General features: G+C 37.3%; 11 protein-coding genes. 3 read left to right on the plus strand and 8 right to left on the minus strand.

What is annotated here, in order from left to right:
* The 7 genes from O970_RS05570 to mazG all read right to left on the minus strand — a co-directional run.
* The coding region (locus O970_RS05570) for a toxin VasX (RefSeq protein WP_036562799.1) at positions 1-3419 on the minus strand (3419 nt) is incomplete at its 3' end.
* Positions 3420-3477: 58 nt separating this feature from the next.
* Positions 3478-4374, minus strand: a complete 897-nt coding sequence (locus O970_RS05575) for an STAS domain-containing protein (RefSeq protein ID WP_024496150.1) — start codon at positions 4372-4374, stop codon at positions 3478-3480.
* Between the two features lie 919 nt (positions 4375-5293).
* Positions 5294-6601 (minus strand): phosphopyruvate hydratase, encoded by a 1308-nt coding sequence (eno, locus tag O970_RS05580; protein ID WP_024496151.1) that lies wholly within the window; start codon positions 6599-6601, stop codon positions 5294-5296.
* Positions 6602-6648: 47 nt separating this feature from the next.
* Positions 6649-8286: a glutamine hydrolyzing CTP synthase gene (gene pyrG, locus O970_RS05585; RefSeq protein WP_024496152.1), complete on the minus strand. Its 1638-nt coding sequence runs from the start codon at positions 8284-8286 to the stop codon at positions 6649-6651.
* 254 nt (positions 8287-8540) lie between these two features.
* A complete protein-coding gene (locus tag O970_RS05590; protein ID WP_024496153.1) occupies positions 8541-10190 on the minus strand; it encodes a DUF2813 domain-containing protein in 1650 nt (549 codons plus the stop codon).
* Between the two features lie 75 nt (positions 10191-10265).
* A complete protein-coding gene (locus O970_RS05595) occupies positions 10266-10706 on the minus strand; it encodes a hypothetical protein (RefSeq protein WP_024496154.1) in 441 nt (146 codons plus the stop codon).
* Between the two features lie 110 nt (positions 10707-10816).
* The gene (gene mazG, locus O970_RS05600) at positions 10817-11632 is read right to left on the minus strand and encodes a nucleoside triphosphate pyrophosphohydrolase (RefSeq protein ID WP_036562803.1); all 816 of its coding nucleotides are present in this window, start codon (positions 11630-11632) and stop codon (positions 10817-10819) included.
* Positions 11633-12134: 502 nt separating this feature from the next.
* Between mazG and O970_RS05605 the strand changes: the two genes are divergently transcribed.
* The 3 genes from O970_RS05605 to O970_RS05615 all read left to right on the plus strand — a co-directional run bounded on the left by O970_RS05605 (position 12135) and on the right by O970_RS05615 (position 17268).
* Positions 12135-13199, plus strand: coding sequence for a hypothetical protein (locus O970_RS05605; protein WP_024496156.1), 1065 nt, complete (start codon positions 12135-12137; stop codon positions 13197-13199).
* Between the two features lie 731 nt (positions 13200-13930).
* Complete coding sequence (locus tag O970_RS05610) at positions 13931-15826, plus strand: glucose PTS transporter subunit IIA (protein ID WP_024496157.1); 1896 nt, start codon at positions 13931-13933, stop codon at positions 15824-15826.
* Between the two features lie 5 nt (positions 15827-15831).
* Complete coding sequence (locus O970_RS05615) at positions 15832-17268, plus strand: 6-phospho-beta-glucosidase (protein WP_024496158.1); 1437 nt, start codon at positions 15832-15834, stop codon at positions 17266-17268.
* 391 nt (positions 17269-17659) lie between these two features.
* On the opposite strand, the gene O970_RS05620 is transcribed toward O970_RS05615, so the two are convergent.
* Positions 17660-20329 carry a beta-N-acetylhexosaminidase gene (locus O970_RS05620; protein ID WP_024496159.1) on the minus strand — a complete coding sequence of 890 codons (2670 nt, stop codon included), beginning with the start codon at positions 20327-20329 and terminating at the stop codon, positions 17660-17662.
* Positions 20330-20332 lie beyond the last annotated feature (3 nt).

The following is a 20332-nucleotide window of genomic DNA, read 5'->3' on the forward strand; positions in this document are numbered from 1 at the left end:
GAAAAACTAGGCGGGTAAGGTAGCCCTTTGTCGTGGTGGGTCCAGTTACCCACTAAGCAGCGGTTTAACCATATCTGTAACGCATCCCAACTGTCTGATTTGTCTTCAAATTTCCATAAGATAAAGCCGCTTACAATACCCGCTATCAGGGATAAAAAGTAGAGCCCTATTCCTATCGGTCCTAGAAAAGCCAGTAAGCCTAAGCCCTGTATTAACGCTAAGCTGCCAGCAACAATTTGTAAGCCGCCACCAATAATATAGATATAAGCCAGTTCACTGCCACCCTTTTTTTTGTGTAATCCTTTGCGAAGGATGTTTATTCCTTCAATCATCGTTACTATACTGGCCATCACCCCCATCACTGACCCTAACCAAGATGAGGTGACTAAAACGTTGTTGACGTTTTTACTTAAACTTTGTCTGGTTTGAATCATTTTACGTAGCACATCGGGTAAGGCGTTATTGGTAAGCTCTAGCAACATATTGAATAGGACGATGGCGTTGGAGACTAAATACCCCATCCCTATCGCCAGCTCTCTATTGAGTTCATCTTTTACCGTTTGTCCTAGCCCAAATGTCTCAAGTTTTTGTCGGTTGTCATGATAACTAATAAAGGTGCACCCTAATTGTACCCCTTGAACAAAGACTTCTATCCCTTTGATGTAGGCCAGTTTTGATGATTGCGTTGAATCTAGTTTGATTTTTGTCGAGTCAAATTGTAATAATCCATTAGCATAACTGTTTCTGGCACCTTTTATTATCTCTCGTTTGACTTCTTTCCACTTTATATCACAAAATGCCACCATTAGCGTATTCTCTATCAGTGAGGCGTGGCTACATTGGCTTAATAACAGTTTTATCATCTGTTTAAACTCATTAAAGCTTTTGATACTTTCTGGCGTCGCTATTTTTTTTAATTTTCCATATAAATCCACTATACGCGAGCTCGCATTAATCAGCGTCCAATCTATTTTTATGAGTTTGTCGGGATTTGGCCCGGGACTCTCTTTTTGGTTTTGCGTCATCTGCATGGCTGGGGTGAAGTATTCAATAATAGTCGGTAACTCTCCCACCGGTATCTGAGTTAGCCTCACTGGGCAAATCAGTTTGCCATCAATCACAAAGGTGGACTGCGATAAATGGTGCTGGATTAAGCCCGGGGCGATAAGACTGTCATTAAGTGATTTTTGCCCTATTCCTTCTAGCATTTTGCTTATAAGTTGCTGCGAGAGTTGTAGCATTAATCGCCCTTTTTCCCAAAAGAAGAGGCTGTCTAAGCTTTCTGACGCTTCTAACTGTTTTAGTAGCTGTTCGGTTTGGTCCGGTCTGGCGCTTAGCCCCTGAAGTTGGTCTATCGTACTCTCCTCTTCTTGCTCAGTGTCAAGCTGCGCTAATCTTAGCTTTAGTAATTGTTGCCAGAAGCTGTCAGCGTGGTTGCCAATAATATGAAAATAGGCGCTCTGTTCATCGCTCAGTAGTATATCCCAAATACCATATTGATATGGGAGGCGGATATTACCTAAGCAGCTAAAATCAACGATTTTGATAAAGTCGGTTAAATACCCTACGTGGTTATTTGAACCATTGGTATCACACTCTATACGCCAGAACGCTATGCGGTTGTAATCGGTTATCTCCGGCGGCGTGTAGTGCGAGCGCTGCGCTTTATGACCAAATAACCACGTCAGATAATGAAAATAGTCCATGGAGTGCTCTTCGATGGCGCAACATAGTTTTTCATACTCTTCGGCCTCCTGCGCCTGAAAATTTTTAATGCGTCGATGCTGTAATTGTGATTCATAAGGCTGCCACTTTTTGTTGAATTCCGCTTCCGCTTGTTGTCTGGCGGTGTTAGGTGCTCGGTAGGCTTTTAAATTTGTTATGCTAAACGTTTCATAGGTATTTTTGCGCTCTTGCGCTTCTACTATCGCTAGGGCCTTTTTTTCCTCCTCACGCGTGAGGCTCACTTCCAGACAGCTGTTTTTATCGGCGTCTTTTGGCAGACATTTATGATCACGTATCGACTCGGAGATAACGGTATAAGTGTAGACGATTTGGTCTTGGCTATTGACCTCATAACTGTATTTTAATTCATTTTTATATTGTTCAATATACGATAGGGTTTTTCTTATATGTAGCCTTTTTTCATTAAAATAGTCGCTGGGTATCTCAGCGCGTAGTATGTTTCCATACAGTTCATAGTGTTTTTTATCTAGAAAATGGTTATCCACTACCACCTGCTCTTGATATTCACCCCAAAACCCGTTTTTCTTTTGTTGTTCGGTTATAGGCTGCTTGCGATCATAGATAATTTCCGCTTCATCTGGATGTTGTTGCCGATAGCGCTCAATGACTTCCACTAAGGCGTCGTTGACATTCTCGGTCCCTAACAGTTCGCGGTTATAGGCATCGTTCATTAACTCTGCATACCGCGCTTCACTGCCTGCTATGAGTTGCGTTATCGGCTCTATTGTTAGTTGTCGTTGATAGGATAACTCCTCTGCCACCCCAAACGAATCTTCTAAGACTAACGTCGCGTAGTTTTTCATTTCTTGTAGCACCGTCTGACATTGTTTATAGTTTTTGTCTGATTCCTCTAACTTTAAACTATTAAATGGGTGCTGGCTGGTAAATAGGTATTGGCTAAAGTTGTATGTTTTAACATCATCTTGTGCTCTTACATGCCCGATTTCTTTCGCGGTACATGCTAGCTCTAATAATTCTTTATTTTTATCAAAATCACTAAAGCTAAAACTGCGCCCTTCTGGGCTTAGCTCCTCTGGTTTTTGGTCGTGGCGCTGCGTTAAGCGGATTTTGCTAAATCGTTTTAGCTCATGACCTACATCGCTATGCGCTGACGTCTGCCCTTGATGACTTGTCTGCTGCGCTAGGTTAATGTAGTAGTCTCGCGTCGCTTTTGACCAAGCTCGGCGGGTGTAGGCGATATAGGCGTCTCCCTGATAGATACTGGTGTCAATGGTTATCGCTGCGCCGTTGATATGGTGAGCGCCTTTATGGCATTCGCTCGGTATCTCTTTGATATTGCGCTCTTTCATATCGTGGATGGTTTTATGCCTTAATGCACCTGATGGTGTGACTTCATAACCAATATACTCCCACACTCCTGCTTTATTTTGGGCCAAAATATAGACATACCCTTTTCTTAGGGTGCGATAAACATACTTATGGCTCTTTAAACCAACTGACGGCTCTCGCTCACCTAATGAGCAGGTGTCTTTTGACCAGTCAATGCCTTTAAACTTTTCAGGTATCACTGCTTTTCGCACTAAAAATATCGGGAAGCCCTTTCGTTTACATACCCCGCAACCACCTTGGGCTAAGGCTGAGCTTTTTTCTGCCTGTTCATAAATCAGTACGTCTTCTAGTTCTTGTTGTTTTTGTTCATCTGTTAAGGTCATTACTTGTTTTTTCCTTGTTGTTTTTCTTGTTTTAATTCATGTTAAAATAAATAAAAGCTTATTTAGTCAATCCTTGAAATACCCGTTTATCTAGTTGTTTGAATTGTTCAGATAGCGTGCCTGGTTCTGACCTCGCTGTCTCGATCGCTGTCTTTAGCTGCGCATTTTGGGTTAATTTACCGTAACGCAGTGACATTAAAGTATAAATATGTCGATCATTTATCGCCGTTAGTCCTAACTGATATGATTGGTAATAGATTGCGGCAATATCGTATAGCGTTTTATGATGTGCTTGGGCTGAGTGTTCAGTAAGATCATGCCAAGCAATATATAATGCATAAATTGATTTTATCTCTTTCTGATAAAACTTGGCTTCTTCTACTAAGAAGATATTAAATGAATCCATTTTATAATTAATATTTTCTATTACATTAACCGTACGTTCAACCGTAGGATAACAGTAATAAGTGAAACAATTTAGTGCTTCTGCCAACCATTCTGGACATATGCGATTACTTTCTTGTAATAGTTCTAAACGGAATGGTTCGTAAAATGGGATAAAGCTCATTTGGCATTGCTTTGCAATAAAACGACCAATATTAACGATTTGTTCAGCTATTACGTCTGGGGGTAATGTGCTGACTAACCAACCACAAACATAACGTTTACTTTGTAATATCTCCGCTTTTGCTTCAATCACGCTAAAATGTAATAATCTTTTTTGTAGGGATTGCTGTGGTTTAGCAAGGGTGATTAATTTTGGACAAGACGCTAAATCATGGGCTAATTCGGGTCTAATTACCGTCGTAACCGCTTCTTCTCCCAATATTTCTTTAATATTGTTTATTGTTATAAGGTCTATTTCACTGACACTAGTTAGTGTATCAAGTAATAAATAGCGATATTGTTGCTGGCTATTTTCATTATCTAATAGGGTTAGTAACTGCTTTTCCATTATATTGACTCTACATCTTTGTGTATTTAAAGTAAAAATAGAACAGCTATACAATAAGTGTTCTATCTAAAAAATCCAATATGGATTAGTAAGAATGTTATATTTCTATAATTATTTTTATTACCACTATTTAATATAATAGTGGTTATATTGTTAATATAAGTTTTATGATTTTATTTCCCGTTATTTATAAGTAACGATTTGTCTTGCGATTGTCATACGCTGTTTTATCCTAAGTTTTCCTTAAAAAGGAAAAATATTATCTTTATTTATAATTAGTTATCTTAGCTAACCGAGTTAAGTTAGCTTATAAAATAACCCAAGCAGAGATAAAATCGAAAGTGTCTCTATTTTAGTTAGAAATATGAAATCGTTATTTATCTATTAATTAATTTTAAAAATTGTTAAATTATCATTACTTAACTGTTAAGTCAATTGGCTAATCTGTTTATAGTAATAGTTATTCAATACCAATGCTGATTTTATATAAAGGATAATTGACCTCTTCAACGGTTGATAATCTATCGGTAGATATGGCTACCCACCTAGATAAGGGTGAATAGAATAGTTACAAATTTATCTCTTATTTTAGAATGAACATTGGTTGTTTTATATCAGTCTCCTTTTTGACGAATTACTTTCCTACAATAAGGTTAATAAGTTAAACATAATTAAAATAAAAAAGGGGAGAAAGGAAGGGATACTGTTTTTACAGCGTATAGATGTAATAAGTCGCCATCGATTTTGTTATAAATAACTAATTGATGAATAAAATTTTATAATATAACTTATTAATGATTATAAATAGTGTCATTGGTTACGTTTTATTAAGGAGTGATCTCGATAAATATTGTGGTTTAATTGATAATAAAAAACCCCGTTAATACGGGGTTTTTATCACATATATCTATAAAAGAAATTATTTACCTTGACCTTTAATTTCTTTTAAACCATTGAAAGGCGCTTTAGTTGCCCCTAATGCTTCTTCAATACGGATTAGTTGGTTGTATTTAGCCATACGGTCTGAACGGCTCATAGAACCTGTTTTGATTTGTCCGGCTGCAAGTCCAACAGCTAAATCAGCAATCGTTGCATCTTCTGTTTCACCACTACGATGGGAAATGACCGCCGTATAACCTGCGTCTTTCGCCATTTTAACCGCTGCAATGGTTTCAGTTAGGGAGCCGATTTGGTTAAATTTGATTAAAATTGAGTTAGCAATGCCTTTTTCAATCCCTTGTTTGAAGATTTTTGTATTCGTTACAAAAAGATCATCACCCACTAATTGAACTTTATCGCCAAGTAATTTAGTTAAATATGCCCAACCTTCCCAGTCACTTTCATCTAAACCGTCTTCAATAGAGACAATTGGATAGTCTTTGGTTAATTGTTCTAAGTAGTGAGCAAATTCTTGTGAAGTAAATGAACGACCTTCACCTTTTAATTCATATTTACCCGTTTCTTTGTTATAGAACTCAGAAGCCGCACAATCTAATGCAAGAACGACATCTTGACCTAACTTATAACCCGCATTGGTTACGGCTTCTTCGATACATACTAATGCATCAGCATTTGATTTTAAGTTTGGTGCAAAACCACCTTCATCACCCACAGATGTTGCCATACCTTTTGCGTGTAGTACTTTCGCTAAGTTGTGGAAGATTTCCGCGCCCATACGGATAGCTTCTTTCACACTTTTAGCACCAACTGGTTGGATCATAAATTCTTGTAAATCAATGTTATTATCTGCATGTTCACCACCATTGATGATATTCATCATTGGAAGTGGCATAGAGTATGTATCTGGCGTATGGTTAAGCTCAGAAATATGTTTGTAGAGAGGAAGACCTTTAGCCGCTGCTGCCGCTTTAGCATTAGCTAATGATACCGCTAAAATCGCATTAGCCCCTAAGTTGGATTTAAAATCAGTTCCATCAAGATCAAGCATGATTTGATCGATTTCAGCCTGATTAGTCGCATCTTTACCGACTAAGGCCTGAGCAATTGGACCATTTACATTGGCAACGGCTTTTAATACGCCTTTACCTAAAAAACGTGATTTATCACCATCACGCAATTCTAATGCTTCACGTGAGCCTGTTGAAGCACCTGATGGGACAATAGCCATACCAACATATCCACCAGCTAAGTGTACTTCAGCTTCAACAGTTGGGTTACCACGTGAGTCAATTACTTCACGACCTAAAACTTTAACGATCTTTGCCATGTTTTTTTCCTCTTTTATGACATAGTAAAATTAATAATAATTCTTCATTAGCTTTTACAACGCTGTTCATACTCTCTAGCAGCTTTAATAAAACTACTAAATAGTGGATGGCCATCGCGCGGAGTAGATGTAAATTCAGGATGGAATTGGCAAGCCACAAACCATGGGTGATTAGGATTTTCAATAATCTCAACCAATTTTCTATCCGTTGATAAGCCAGTTACTTTTAACCCTGCTTCAATAATTTTTGGTAATAAGTGGTTGTTGACTTCATAACGATGTCGATGACGTTCAACAATGGCGTCTTTTTTATACATGCCGTGAACTAATGAATCTGGTTCAAGATGACAAATCTGCCCACCTAATCGCATCGTACCACCTAAATCGCTGTTTTCACTGCGTCGTTCAACATTGCCGTCGTTATCGCTCCACTCAGTAATAAGTCCGACAACTGGGTTTGGTGTATCTTGAACAAATTCGGTTGAGTTAGCGCCTGTCATACCGGCGACATTACGCGCATATTCAATTAATGCGACTTGCATTCCTAAACAGATACCTAAATAAGGGACATTATTTTCACGAGCATAACGAGCCGCTAAAATTTTACCTTCCACACCTCGATAACCAAAACCACCAGGAATTAAAATACCATCTAAACCTTGTAGTACTTCGGCTCCACGTGCTTCTACATCTTCAGAGTCAATATAACGAATATGAACCGTAATGCGATTTTTTAAACCACCATGTTTTAATGCTTCATTAACAGATTTGTAAGCATCAGGTAATTCAATGTATTTGCCCACCATACCTATGGTAACTTCACCTACTGGGTTAGCTTCTTCGTAAATCACTTGTTCCCATTCTGAAAGATCTGCTTCTGGGCATTCAAGATGAAAACGAGAACAAACGTAACTGTCTAATCCTTGTGATTTTAATAAGGCTGGAATTTTGTAAATGGAGTCAACGTCTTTTAATGAGATCACTGCTTTTTCTGGTACATTACAGAATAAGGCTATTTTAGCGCGTTCATTCGCTGGCACAATGCGATCCGAACGACAGATTAAAATATCAGGCTGAATACCAATAGATAGTAGTTCTTTTACTGAATGCTGTGTTGGTTTGGTTTTAACTTCACCAGAAGCCGCTAGATATGGCACTAACGTTAAGTGCATGAATAGGGTGTGTTCTCGTCCCACGTCTACGGCTAATTGACGAATTGCTTCTAAAAAAGGAAGCGATTCAATATCACCCACGGTACCACCAATTTCAACGATGGCGACATCAAAGCCTTTAGCACCTTCAATTACGCGATCTTTAATTGCATTCGTAATATGTGGGATAACTTGCACCGTTGCTCCTAAATAATCACCACGGCGCTCTTTTCTTAAGACATCTGAGTAAATGCGCCCAGTGGTAAAATTATTTTTACGCGTCATTTTTGTTCTTATAAAACGCTCATAGTGTCCAAGATCAAGATCGGTTTCTGCACCGTCTTCGGTCACAAAAACTTCGCCGTGTTGAATTGGACTCATTGTTCCTGGATCCACATTAATGTAAGGATCTAATTTTAGCATGGTCACTTTTAAACCACGCGCTTCTAAAATCGCAGCCAGTGACGCTGCCGCAATACCTTTACCTAGCGATGAAACAACGCCGCCTGTAACAAAAATATAATTTGTGACCATAATAAACCGATTAAAATTGAGAAGAAAAATGTCGCACTGATGTGCATACTTTAATTTATCAGACGGGACAGTAGTCTAACACAATGTCACATTTTGTGACAGAAGAAAATTAGGATTCTGTGAGCAAATACATGATTTACTACTTATTTTGCCATCGTTCAATGACTGATATGTTATGGCTATGGCTTGTAATCATTGTTAAATCAATGCATGTCTCTCGTCATATCGAATCGTTGTATTTTTATATTATTGGCTTAATCTAATACACCGTTATTTGTGGCGTGACTTAATTTTAAGACCTTAGCAAATAACTGTTTAAATAGGGTTGGTATGGTTTGATTACCGCGTTGTTCGGTGTCTTCACCTACCGCAACCGCTAAGTCAGGTTTAGATGTTTTGTGTATTGCTTTTTGTATAATTTGCGATATCGATAAGTCGACATATTCAGTAGTTCCAAATGCGGCCATTTTGTAAATATGACTAAAACCATGGTGAAAGAGAAAATTTTCAATGTCTTTTGCTGGTAATACCGTTAAATGTTCGGTGATAGCGGCTGATGTTGGTAATAGTGTTTTAACGGTGTCAACGTAATTTTTACCCGCATTATCCCCGTCGGTAAGAACGTGCCATTGAATCCCCATTAAATTGGCAAATTTAATTAATGGCTTAAGTCCACATTGTACAAATTCAATAATTTTTATGCCTTCTGAGTTAAAATCATAGCCAGCTTGTTTAGCCAGTTCACTTAATAACCAGACTTCTGTCTCCCCTTCCACGCATAGCCAAGTTCGTGCAAAAAGTGCCGATGGATAACGATGTAATAGGTGGAATTTAATTCTTCTGCTATCGCTAGGATTCAAGATATGATCGGATAAATGGTAAGCGGCAATATAATGGGGGTAACGAATTAAGCGATAGATAGTTTCCAATTCACATAGGGATAATATATCACTTGAATTAGTGGTAATAATCTGCTGTATCGGTAGCTTATTTAATAAATGAATGGCAATCGAAAATAAGATGGGATGTAATTGGCTTTCTGGCTCTTCTAGCAAGAATATAGGCGCTGCCTCAGGGGAGAGGTGATCATGACCAGCAGCATTGAATAATTCAATGAATATGCGTAATAACATAACGCTGATTTCTTGATGTGTCTCTAAAAAATGATTAAAGCGGTTGAGTATTGCCCAATCCGATGAGGTAACGCCCACTGAAGGTATCATGCTACAAGGTTGCCTATTTTGCCGCTGTTTATCGATCAGATAATAGTCTAATAATAAATAAGCAGCATGTAGACCTTGTTCAAGCTGTTGTTGATTATTGACAATATCATCTTGTTTAAATTGTACCAATATGGCGTCGATAGGGAGTTTAGCGGTCGCTGGTGTAGCGGGTAAATAAGAGGTGTCTGTCTGTGGATTTTTTAAGCGTAATATGGGGCGCAAAGTGGTAAGATGGGCGATAAGCGCTGGCGTATTGGTAATCGTTGCATAACGTTTTCGTTGATTATTCAGAAAATGGTGTTCGGTGATAATTGTCCCTGAGGTATTGGTGTAGCCATGAATTTGATAGATAATCTGCTTATTACCATGCTCATCGGTGGTTATTACTTCGTGTAGCGGATAAAATGCATTGTTATCGTATGGTTGCGCTTTGTTTTCACTAAAAATAAAAATAATGTCTATTTGTGCTGCAGCAATATTGTCTGTTGCCTGCGTCGAATAAAAATCAGATTGGGTAAATTGATAGGGTAACGGTGAGGGGGAGAGTAACGTTAATGCACTTAGTAAACTAGATTTACCCCAAGTATTCTCACCAATTATTACCATTTGTTTAGGATCAATGTCTAATGTAAGTTGATGAATTCCACGGAATCCCTTTATTTCCACGCGTTTTAATTTCATGGTCATCCTTGAGCAAGCGATTTGTATTGGTTATTTGTCCTATTTGCCTTCCATTGGCAAATAGGTTATTGACGATTAAATATAGACAACCTGTTTACCTGATTCTATGGCTTTGGCATCGCCCCCAAATTGTTCAAAAAAGTACGCCAGATGATCCGCTTTATCGCCAAGTAATCGTCCTTTTACTTTGTTCCAAGTGAGTAACGCAATACAGGCCTCAGGTTCACCTACAATAAGCATAGGTTGTTCAAATTGGTTATTCCAGTAAAATTCGCCGCCATAAAGGCGGTGCGCAGTCATTAACATATAACAACCATATTCCTGAGTAATCATGTCTAGCTGCTCTTCTGAAATTTCATGATTTTTAGTCGACATTTCATCAATAATAAGCTCAACGGCACTAATACTTTTTTCCGAGTAGTCCAATTGATTAATACTCCACGTTGGGCTATTAAAAACTGCATTGGTTGCCCACGCGTTGATTTCTTCAAATAATTCATTTTTTGCCGTAGCCATTATCGTTTACCTATTTCATTTATTGGTGTTGGATTACTGTTTTTATCTTTGTTGCTGAGCAACAAATTATAAGGGGTATTGTTCGATTTAATCTATAATTTTGCAAATGATTAACACCCTTTCTGATCTTTTTCGATTTTTTCCATTAGTTTTATCTGTTGCCAAGCGTCTTCCATCTGTTCTAATGTGGCATTTTGTAGATTACCATATTGGCGTGTTATCATTGTTTCAAGTTGTCTGAATCGTTGTTCAAATTTCTGATTCGCTTGCTGCAAGGTGGTTTCTGCTTTTTGTCCTAAATGACGTGATAAATTGACCGTCGCAAATAATAAGTCTCCAACTTCTTCGGTTAGTTTTTCTTGATCGATGTTTGGCTGATTTATTTCCTCCATGACTTCCTGTAACTCTTCTTTTACTTTATCAATAACGGGGGCTATCTGCGTCCAATCAAATCCTACTGAGGCACAACGTGTTTGTATTTTCTCAGCTCGCATTAACGCTGGCAAGGTGAGTGGTATATCATCTAATACTGAATGTTGGTTTTTAGCCATACGTTCTTGATGTTTTTGTTGTTCCCATTTTATTGCGGTTGACGATGATAGCTGAGGATGAAAAATAGTGGGATGACGACGAATCAATTTCTGTTTTATCGCAGCACAGATATCATAAAAGTTGAATTGATGTTGTTCGTCAGCTATCTCAGCATAGAAAATAATTTGGTATAATAAATCCCCTAATTCATTTTTTAATTGTTCAATATCTTTGCGTTTAATCGCGTCAAATACTTCGTAAGTCTCTTCCAGTGTATAGGGAATAAGCGTCTCAAATGTTTGGCGGCGGTCCCACTCACAACCCGCGGTAGGATGGCGTAGTTGTTTCATCACTTTAAGTAATTCTATTAGTGTACTTATATCTGTTTTTTGCATAGCCTAACCCTATTCTAGTTTTTGTCATTCATATAATAGACTTATCTAACCAACGGTAAGCCCATATCATATTGTCGATTAATTAACGAATGAGCGTAAAAGTGGATAAGGTGATTATCTTAACGAGATTAAGGTTGGTGGTACAAGAAAAATCATCTTTTGTTCTGGTAATATTGTTTAAAGTAATGATAATACGTCTATTTATCCCAAATTTCAGCCGTTATTCATGCCTAAAAAGCGAGAAATGGAGTCTGTTCACTGATATAAAAGTAACCATGATACTATTATCGTTGATATTGCTTAACGCTTTAATTATAACCATATGTTACTTTCAGGCTTAGCGCGTTTAGTTCCGTTTCGCCGGATGCTACTCAATACATTTTTATAGTGTTAACGTATTTTTTATAGGGGAGAGACTTTAAATTGACCATTATTATAACTCGTTTCTGGTATTGTTATATTTATAATAATAGTGCAAAAAACATACGGGAATATAAATTAGATGAAAATCACATATAAACAATTGGTTTCTGCGGTAGAGCAAAAAATAGTAACAACTACCCAAGCAGAACAGTTATGGGCATTTTGGCAAGCACAAAATAAGAATTTACCCACTTTTAAATTGACCCATGTACTATATTATTTAGGCGGCATGATAGCGATAGGGGCTATGTCGTTGTTTATGAATTTAGGTTGGGAGCGATTAGGTGGCATTGGCTTATTATGTATCTGTGTTATTTATGCCATCATCGCATTTAGCTTAGGTGAGTTTTTATTACGGCGTTATGATTTAGTGATTCCTGCAACTGTTTTAATTACATTAGTAACGGTATTAACACCTTTAGCCGTATATGCGTTAGAGCAGGTGATCGGTTTTTGGGATACGGACTACTTTTACCAAAATTATTATCAACATAACATTTTATGCCGGTTAATCATGGAGATAGCCACTATAGTTGTGTCGATTTGCTTGATCTATCGATACCGATTTCCCTTTTTATTTTTACCATTAGCTTCTGCACTGTGGTGTATGAGTTTGGATCTAACCCTTTATCTATTCGATTTATTGGGTTATTTAAGAGAAGGGTTTGACTATGCTAATTATTCGACCATTCGAGAATATGTATCACTACTGTTTGGTTTATTTATTACTGGCATTGCTTTTGTTATTGATCTGAAAAATAAAACCGTTAAAGATTTTTCGTTTTGGCTTTATTTGTCAGGTGTAATTACTTTCTGGGGCGCGTTAAGTTCTATGTATTCAGACAGTGAGTTAGCTAAATTCTGCTATTGCTGTATTAATTTATTGATGATATTAATTGGGGCAACAATAGCTAGGAAAGTCTTTGTTGTTTTTGGCGCTTTAGGCATAACTGGGTACTTGGCGCATCTTGCCTATGATGTATTTGAAGATAGTTTACTCTTTCCTCTTGTGTTAACGTTAATAGGTTTATTTATTATTTTTATTGGCATTATTTGGCAACGTCATGAAAAGGCAATCAATCACTATTTATTACAATTTTTACCTCAAGGGCTAAAAAATAGTATTCAATTTAGAAAATATTAATTTTAGCAAATAGCAGTACTATCCTTTATAAGATGACTATGAGCTGCCTAATTAATTCTATCATGGCAATTTAATGGTTGGACGGTATTAATAGTGTTTGGTAATCCAAGCACTTTTTATCTGTATGATAGGGATAAAAATCGCCAGTTATTATCCAGTCAATACAGGATAGTAAAGAGAAAGATTAAGACTGCTTTTATTCAATAGTGCAAAGAGCGATAGCACGATATATGAGTGTCGTCGGTTTTTAGCCCCCCTTTCGTTATCATGCTTGTTGTTTGAACTTTATTGCTATTGCCTGTTGGGCGTAATGTTAATGTCCGAGTAAGTGCAGGGGTGATATGGCTTTATCTTTAATCCTTGCTGCATACCTTGACTATTTAGTACATGTAGGTAGGAATGGATTACGATTGGAAAAGAGCAATAGTAATTCAATGCCTAATTAGGACTAACGAGAGCATAAGTGTGTCTATGTTAAAATAAAGATAAATGATATAAATGCTTATATGTAGTTAATAAAAATTGATTTACGTCGTGTGTTTTATATATGTTTTTCCATTCCACAATGATATATAACTAATTGATTTTAATAAGACGTTTTATTACTGTTGTTCTAAATTTCTGCCGATGAAAATAACTTGATCAGGATCACAAACAAACATAATTATCCAAACAATGTAACGCTGTTTCATATATACTCAAGGAAAAATATTTATGGAGTTTATATTCAAATGGCAAAAGAAATCAGAAATTATAAAAAATTGGCAACTGATATTTTGCAGTCGCTTGGTGGTAAAGAGCATATTGTGAATATTGCTCGCTGTGCAACTCGTTTAAGGTTGGTGATTAAAGATCAGCCTGAAGATGCCAAACAAAAGATATCAGCATTACCAGGGGTCATCGCTGTGGTTGAAAAAGGAGGGCAGTTACAGATTGTGATTGGTACGCATGTAGGCGAAGTGTATCAAGCTTTTTGCTCTTTAGTCGGAAAATCAACCATCAGCCATCAGCCATCAACAGAGTCAGTGCTAAATCGTGTTATTGCAACGATGTCAGCGGTATTTGCTCCATTTATTTATGTTTTAGCCGCCGCAGGTATTTTGCAAGGATGTTTAATTTTAGTACGTACTGGCTTTCCCACTTTTGAACAAACAGGAACACATCAAGTATTAAGTTTTATATCGTGGGCGCCGTTCATTTTTTTACCTATTTTTATTGCTATTACTGCCTCTAACCATTTTAAATGTAACTTATTTGTGGCTGTTGCTTGCTGTTGTGCGTTAGTGTCTCCACAATGGACAGAAATGGTAAATATAATTGGTGAAGGTAAAACTATCGAATTTTTAGGCATTAGTCTATCACAAACCACTTATACATCATCCGTCTTACCCCCCTTGTTTTTAGTGTGGATACTTTCTTATTTAGAGCACTTCCTTGAACCGCGATTAAATGATGTGATTAAACCCATAATTATGCCTTTTATTTGCATTGTCGTTATGGTCCCTCTTACCATTTTATTTATTGGACCACTATCTTCATTAGCCGCAAAAAATATTGCTTTTGGTTATAATTGGTTAGTGAAATATGTACCATTTGTTGCAAGTGCCATTATTGGTGGTTTATGGCAAGTATTGGTTATTTTTGGGGTTCATTGGGGAATTACCCCCGTTATTATGTCCAACTTTGAACACTTTGGTAAGGACTCGTTCCAAGTCTATCAATCTATTGCTGTAACTGGGCAAGTTGGCGCGGTAATAGGTTTCTACTTAAAAACCAAAAATAGTGAAATGAAAAAGGTGTCTATATCCGCCTTTATGACGGGGTTATTCGGTATTACTGAACCCGCTATTTATGGGGTAAATTTACGTTTTAAACAACCATTTATTTATGGTTGTGTTTCGGGAATGGTTGGCGCTATAGTTGCCAGCTTTTTTAATCCCTATTACTATGCTTATGCTGGATTGCCAGGACCACTAACAATGGTTAATGGTATTAATCATGCTCATATTGGTTCATTTATTGGCATTTTAATTGGCATATTAGTTGCACTAATTCTACCGGTTATCCTTATGAAAATATTAGGTACGGGCGAAAAAGACGACGATATATTAGCCACGACCGATTCCGGAAATAACGACGATATCACCCATAATCCACCAGTCGAATCAACTATTTATAGTCCACTGCAAGGAAAGGTGATCCCTTTGGCTGATGTGCCTGATCCGGTATTTGCTGAAAAATTGATGGGGGAAGGGATCGCAATTGAACCAACCGATAACCATGTTTATGCGCCTTTTGATGGTCAGGTTAAACTAGTGTTTGAACAATCAAAACATGCTATTGGTTTATTATCTAATGATGGCATTGAGATACTTATCCATGTCGGTATTGATACGGTTAAACTTACTGATTCGGTTTTTACTTACCATGTTGCTTTAGATCAGACCGTTAAGAAAGGCGATCTGCTTATCAGTTTTGATGCCGAAAAGATAAGACAGAAAAATTGTCCGCTTATTACACCGGTTGTGTTAACTAATTTATCCGATTGTCAATATATTATTACCACTAATCAACAACACGTCACGCCAGACGATATTTTAGTCACAGTAAAATCAGATGAGGTTTAATATTTATGAATAATAAAAATTTTTTATGGGGCGGCGCTTTAGCGGCGCACCAATTCGAAGGTGGATGGAATGAGGGCGGAAAAGGACCTAGTGTGGTAGATGTAATGACAGCGGGGGCGCATGGTGTTGCACGTCAAATAACAGATACAATCGAAAGTGATAAATTTTATCCTAATCATACGGCGATCGATTTTTATCATCATTATAAAGAGGATATTAAATTATTTGCTGAGCTTGGTTTAAAATGTTTACGTACTTCTATTGCATGGACTCGTATCTATCCAAATGGTGATGAACTTGAACCAAACGAAGCGGGCTTACAGTTTTATGATGATGTGTTTGATGAACTTATCGCGAATGGGATTGAGCCTGTTATCACGCTTTCACATTTTGAGATCCCTTTGCATTTAGCTAAAAAATATGGTGGTTTTAAAAATCGTAAAATGGTTGATTTTTTTGAACGTTTCGCGATTACGTGCTTTAAGCGTTATCAGCATAAAGTAAAATACTGGATGACATTTAATGAAATTAATAATCAAATGGATACCAGTAACCCGATCTTCTTTTGGACTAATTCTGGGGTGCAAGTCGCGGCGGGAGAAGATCCTAAGCAAGTCCTGTATCAAGTTGCCCACTACGAACTTTTAGCTAGTGCTAAGGCGGTGATTGCTGGCAAAAAAATTAATCCTGATTTCCAAATTGGATGTATGATATCACATGTCCCCATTTATCCATACTCTTGTCATCCCGATGATATCATGGCAGCAGAGATAGCAATGCGTCAGCGCTTTTTCTTCCCTGATGTGCATGTTCGTGGTTATTACCCTAATTATGCGTTAAAAGAGTTTGAACGAGAAGGTTATCAGCTAGATATTACCGAAGAGGATTTAGCAATTCTAAAACAGGGTACTGTTGATTACATTGGTTTTAGTTATTATATGTCAACCGTGGTTAAGGCTAATGTGACTAATGATAATCAAGGAAATATTGTCAATGGCGCCTTACCTAATTCGGTTGCCAATATCTATATTAAATCAAGTGATTGGGGATGGCCAATTGATCCTGTAGGCTTACGTTATGTATTAAATGAGCTCTATGATCGTTATCAATTACCATTATTTATTGTTGAAAATGGTTTTGGTGCTATCGATGAACCGGATCAACATCATCATATTGAGGATACCGCTCGTATTGATTATTTAGGTCAGCATATTAAAGCGATGCTAACAGCAATCGATTATGATGGTGTTGATGTTATAGGTTATACGGCATGGGGAATTATTGATGTGGTCTCATTTACGACAGGTGAGATGAAAAAACGTTATGGCGTCATTTATGTTGATCGTGATAATCAAGGAAATGGTAGTATGAAACGCTATAAAAAAGCGTCTTTTAATTGGTATCATGATGTGATTAAGACTAATGGCAAAAATATAAAATAATCGATATATTATCACCCACTAACGCTATTATTACTGAGTTAGTGGGTCCGTATTTATGGTTAGTTTATTGTATAAGATAGCTAAATTCATATAAATTTATCTAATATTTCTATTTAGTGTCATAATAACGATGCGTCGTTAATGCATAGTTCGCTAAACGAAGCGTATAATAGCATTTATGAGATGCAAACCCCATTATTACCAAGGTTCTTACGTTCCGCTGAGTTAAAATGCATTAGTATGCCCACATTAATATATGAATCCCATTAAGCGACTTTATCCTATCCAATTTATCTAAAAATACCGATAAACTAAAACGGACAAAGAATAAAAAATCCAAGTCGCCATCTTGGATTTTTTATTTTATCATCTCCCTATTTTATATGATAAATTATTGTACCTTTTCAATACGGCTCGTTCGTTTACCATCATTGGAACGACTACGTATTAGTACTTGTTTCGCTTTTACGCTGGTAGGTTTATGATATATTTGCCAGTTATTCCCATCATCAACAGAATACTCTATTGTCAAACCAGGAAATACAATATTCGCTTCAAGTCGTTGATCAACGAGTTTTGCACCAGGGATAGGTAATCGATAATGAATACCTGCTAAATCTAATTTTGCTAATTCGCGTTGTCCCACTAAGTTAGCAAAGTGATTCCAATCGTTTAACAATGCGTGTTGATCAATATAATGCGTTTCGCCAGCTTTAAATTCTCGATCATGTTGATAAGCGAGTTCCCAATCCGCTTGATGCCATGCTCTTTCAGCAACAGCTAATAAACGGGGAAAGGTCATATAGTCCATTTTCTCATCACTACGTATATCTTCAGTCCAAATTTGTGCTGAAAGTCCATAAGCACCAGGCCAAGGTTGTGTCCCTTTTGCGCTAAATTTATTGCCATCCCTATCTAGCGATGTTTCAGCATTTTGTGGTAGATTATTTGGAGCAAAGCTGAAAATTTTACGTTCATCATTAAAACGGGTCGCCCAGTAATATCCACTTTCTTTCGGATTTACCTCATAAGGCATATCTAAATAAACATAATCAGGATTGGAAATAATAACCTGATAGCCTTTGTTGGCCCATTGATTAACGGAGTCATAGCCGCCCCAATATAACGTATCCCAAAAATTCACGGTGACGTTATCAACGGCAAAAGAGCGGGCATTTTCTGCATATTTAACCCCATCTTGCCAAGCTTGCATATGTTTAATGCCATGTTGATTAATAATTTTACTCACTTCCGTAGCAAAATAACTTGGTAAATGTTGAACATCATTAACGATACCTTGTGCAATCATCGTCTGGCAAGCCTGTGATTTTGCCCAAGGATAATCTTCTTTGTGTTGATCAATAGTACCTTTGGCTGAACTTTTTTCCTTTGCATGGATATCTTGATAACCTGCGCCTAAACGAATATTTTTTGCTTCATCCCCACCAAAATGCCAAGTTGTTATTGGCTGTTCTGCTTCGTTATGCATTTTTACTATTTCATCAATGACTTTATTCACAAAGCGCTTTGACGATTCTAGGCATGGGTTTAAGTAACTTAAACGATTATAAAATTGAACAGATGTAGTGTTAGATGTGTCTGTCGGATCAATGAGTCGATATTCATTGGCCTGTTGTGGGTTATTTTCCGCCATTAAGCGTTGATAACGCGCTTCCATTGATATGACTGCGGCCCGTGTGTGGGCTGGCATATCAATTTCGGGGATAACCTGAATAAAACGAGCATTGGCATATTTTATAATATCTATATAATCAGCTCGACTAAGATATCCACTGCCGGTGTTGTCATGATAAGGACCTGATCCCAATTGTGGTAATAAACAGTGCTGCTCTTTGAGATCATGACAGCGTTGACTTCCAACTTCGGTTAACTCTGGTAAATCTGGGATTTCAATACGCCACCCCTCGTCATCAGTTAAGTGGAAATGAAATTTATTCATTTTATAAACGGCCATTTGATCTAACAAACGTAATATGGCTGCTTTAGATTTAAAATTACGTCCGATATCTAACATAATCCCACGATAAGCAAAGCGCGGAGCATCTTCAGCAGTTAACGCAGTGAATGTTGTTGACTTAGCAGGAATTGATGATAATAACGACTGAACCGCATAAAAAATACCACTTTCATCATAAGCAGTAATGGTTGCCTGTTTATGATTAATATCTAGTTGATATGCCCCAGCTATAGCTGCGGGTAACTGTGGGTCAAGCGTCGCCACAATTTTATAACCTGCGTCAGTCACCGCTATATTTAGCTGATTAAATTGTTTTTTTAATACCGCCAAACTATTGGGATTTAGTCCATTAAGTACCAGATTAACTCCTTGATTATTCAGTAAAATAGTATCGTCTTTTACGGTAAGTTTTGACGGTGTAGGTAAAATCTGTCCGCGTAATACATCAGCTGACAAAGGCGTAATATCAGCATTGTACTGAAAACGGTAACTTGGCGTCACTAAGTGATTATGATCATCTGGCGTTCTTCGCCATTGATCAGTAATAGGTGACACTATTTTCGATAAGTCATCTGATTCGGTATCCGTATTAGTGATTATTTTGGGTTTAGAATCAAGATAGGTTATATACCAACGAGGCATGACATCACTTTCACTTAATACCCAATACTCACTGATTAATGGAATGTCCACCGCTGAATGCGCGGGGATCCCACTAAATTTTTCGGTGGGTTCAAGTTTATGTAAATCACCAGTAATATGGGTAATTTTAAATTGCTCATTATTTACTGCGAGAATCATACGTATATGATGGAAATAAATTGCCCAATCTCGTTCGGTAATCGCTTCCCCATTATTGGTTAAGGTTAGATTAATTTTACTACAAGCCGCCCAATCGGCACCGAGAGCGGAACAATCTACCCCATGTGTTGCCGCATGATTATCAATGACGTTATAGTTTACCTGTAACTGTTGGCTTAACGTTTCAACCATTGTTTGGGATTTCATGGTTGCTGCGCTGTTGTTAATCGTCAATAACGATATTACTGCGGTTGCCAGAAAGGTTGGGTTAAATTTTTTCATTAT

This window comes from Candidatus Schmidhempelia bombi str. Bimp, assembly GCF_000471645.3.
Taxonomy (GTDB): Bacteria; Pseudomonadota; Gammaproteobacteria; order Enterobacterales; family Orbaceae; genus Utexia; species Utexia bombi.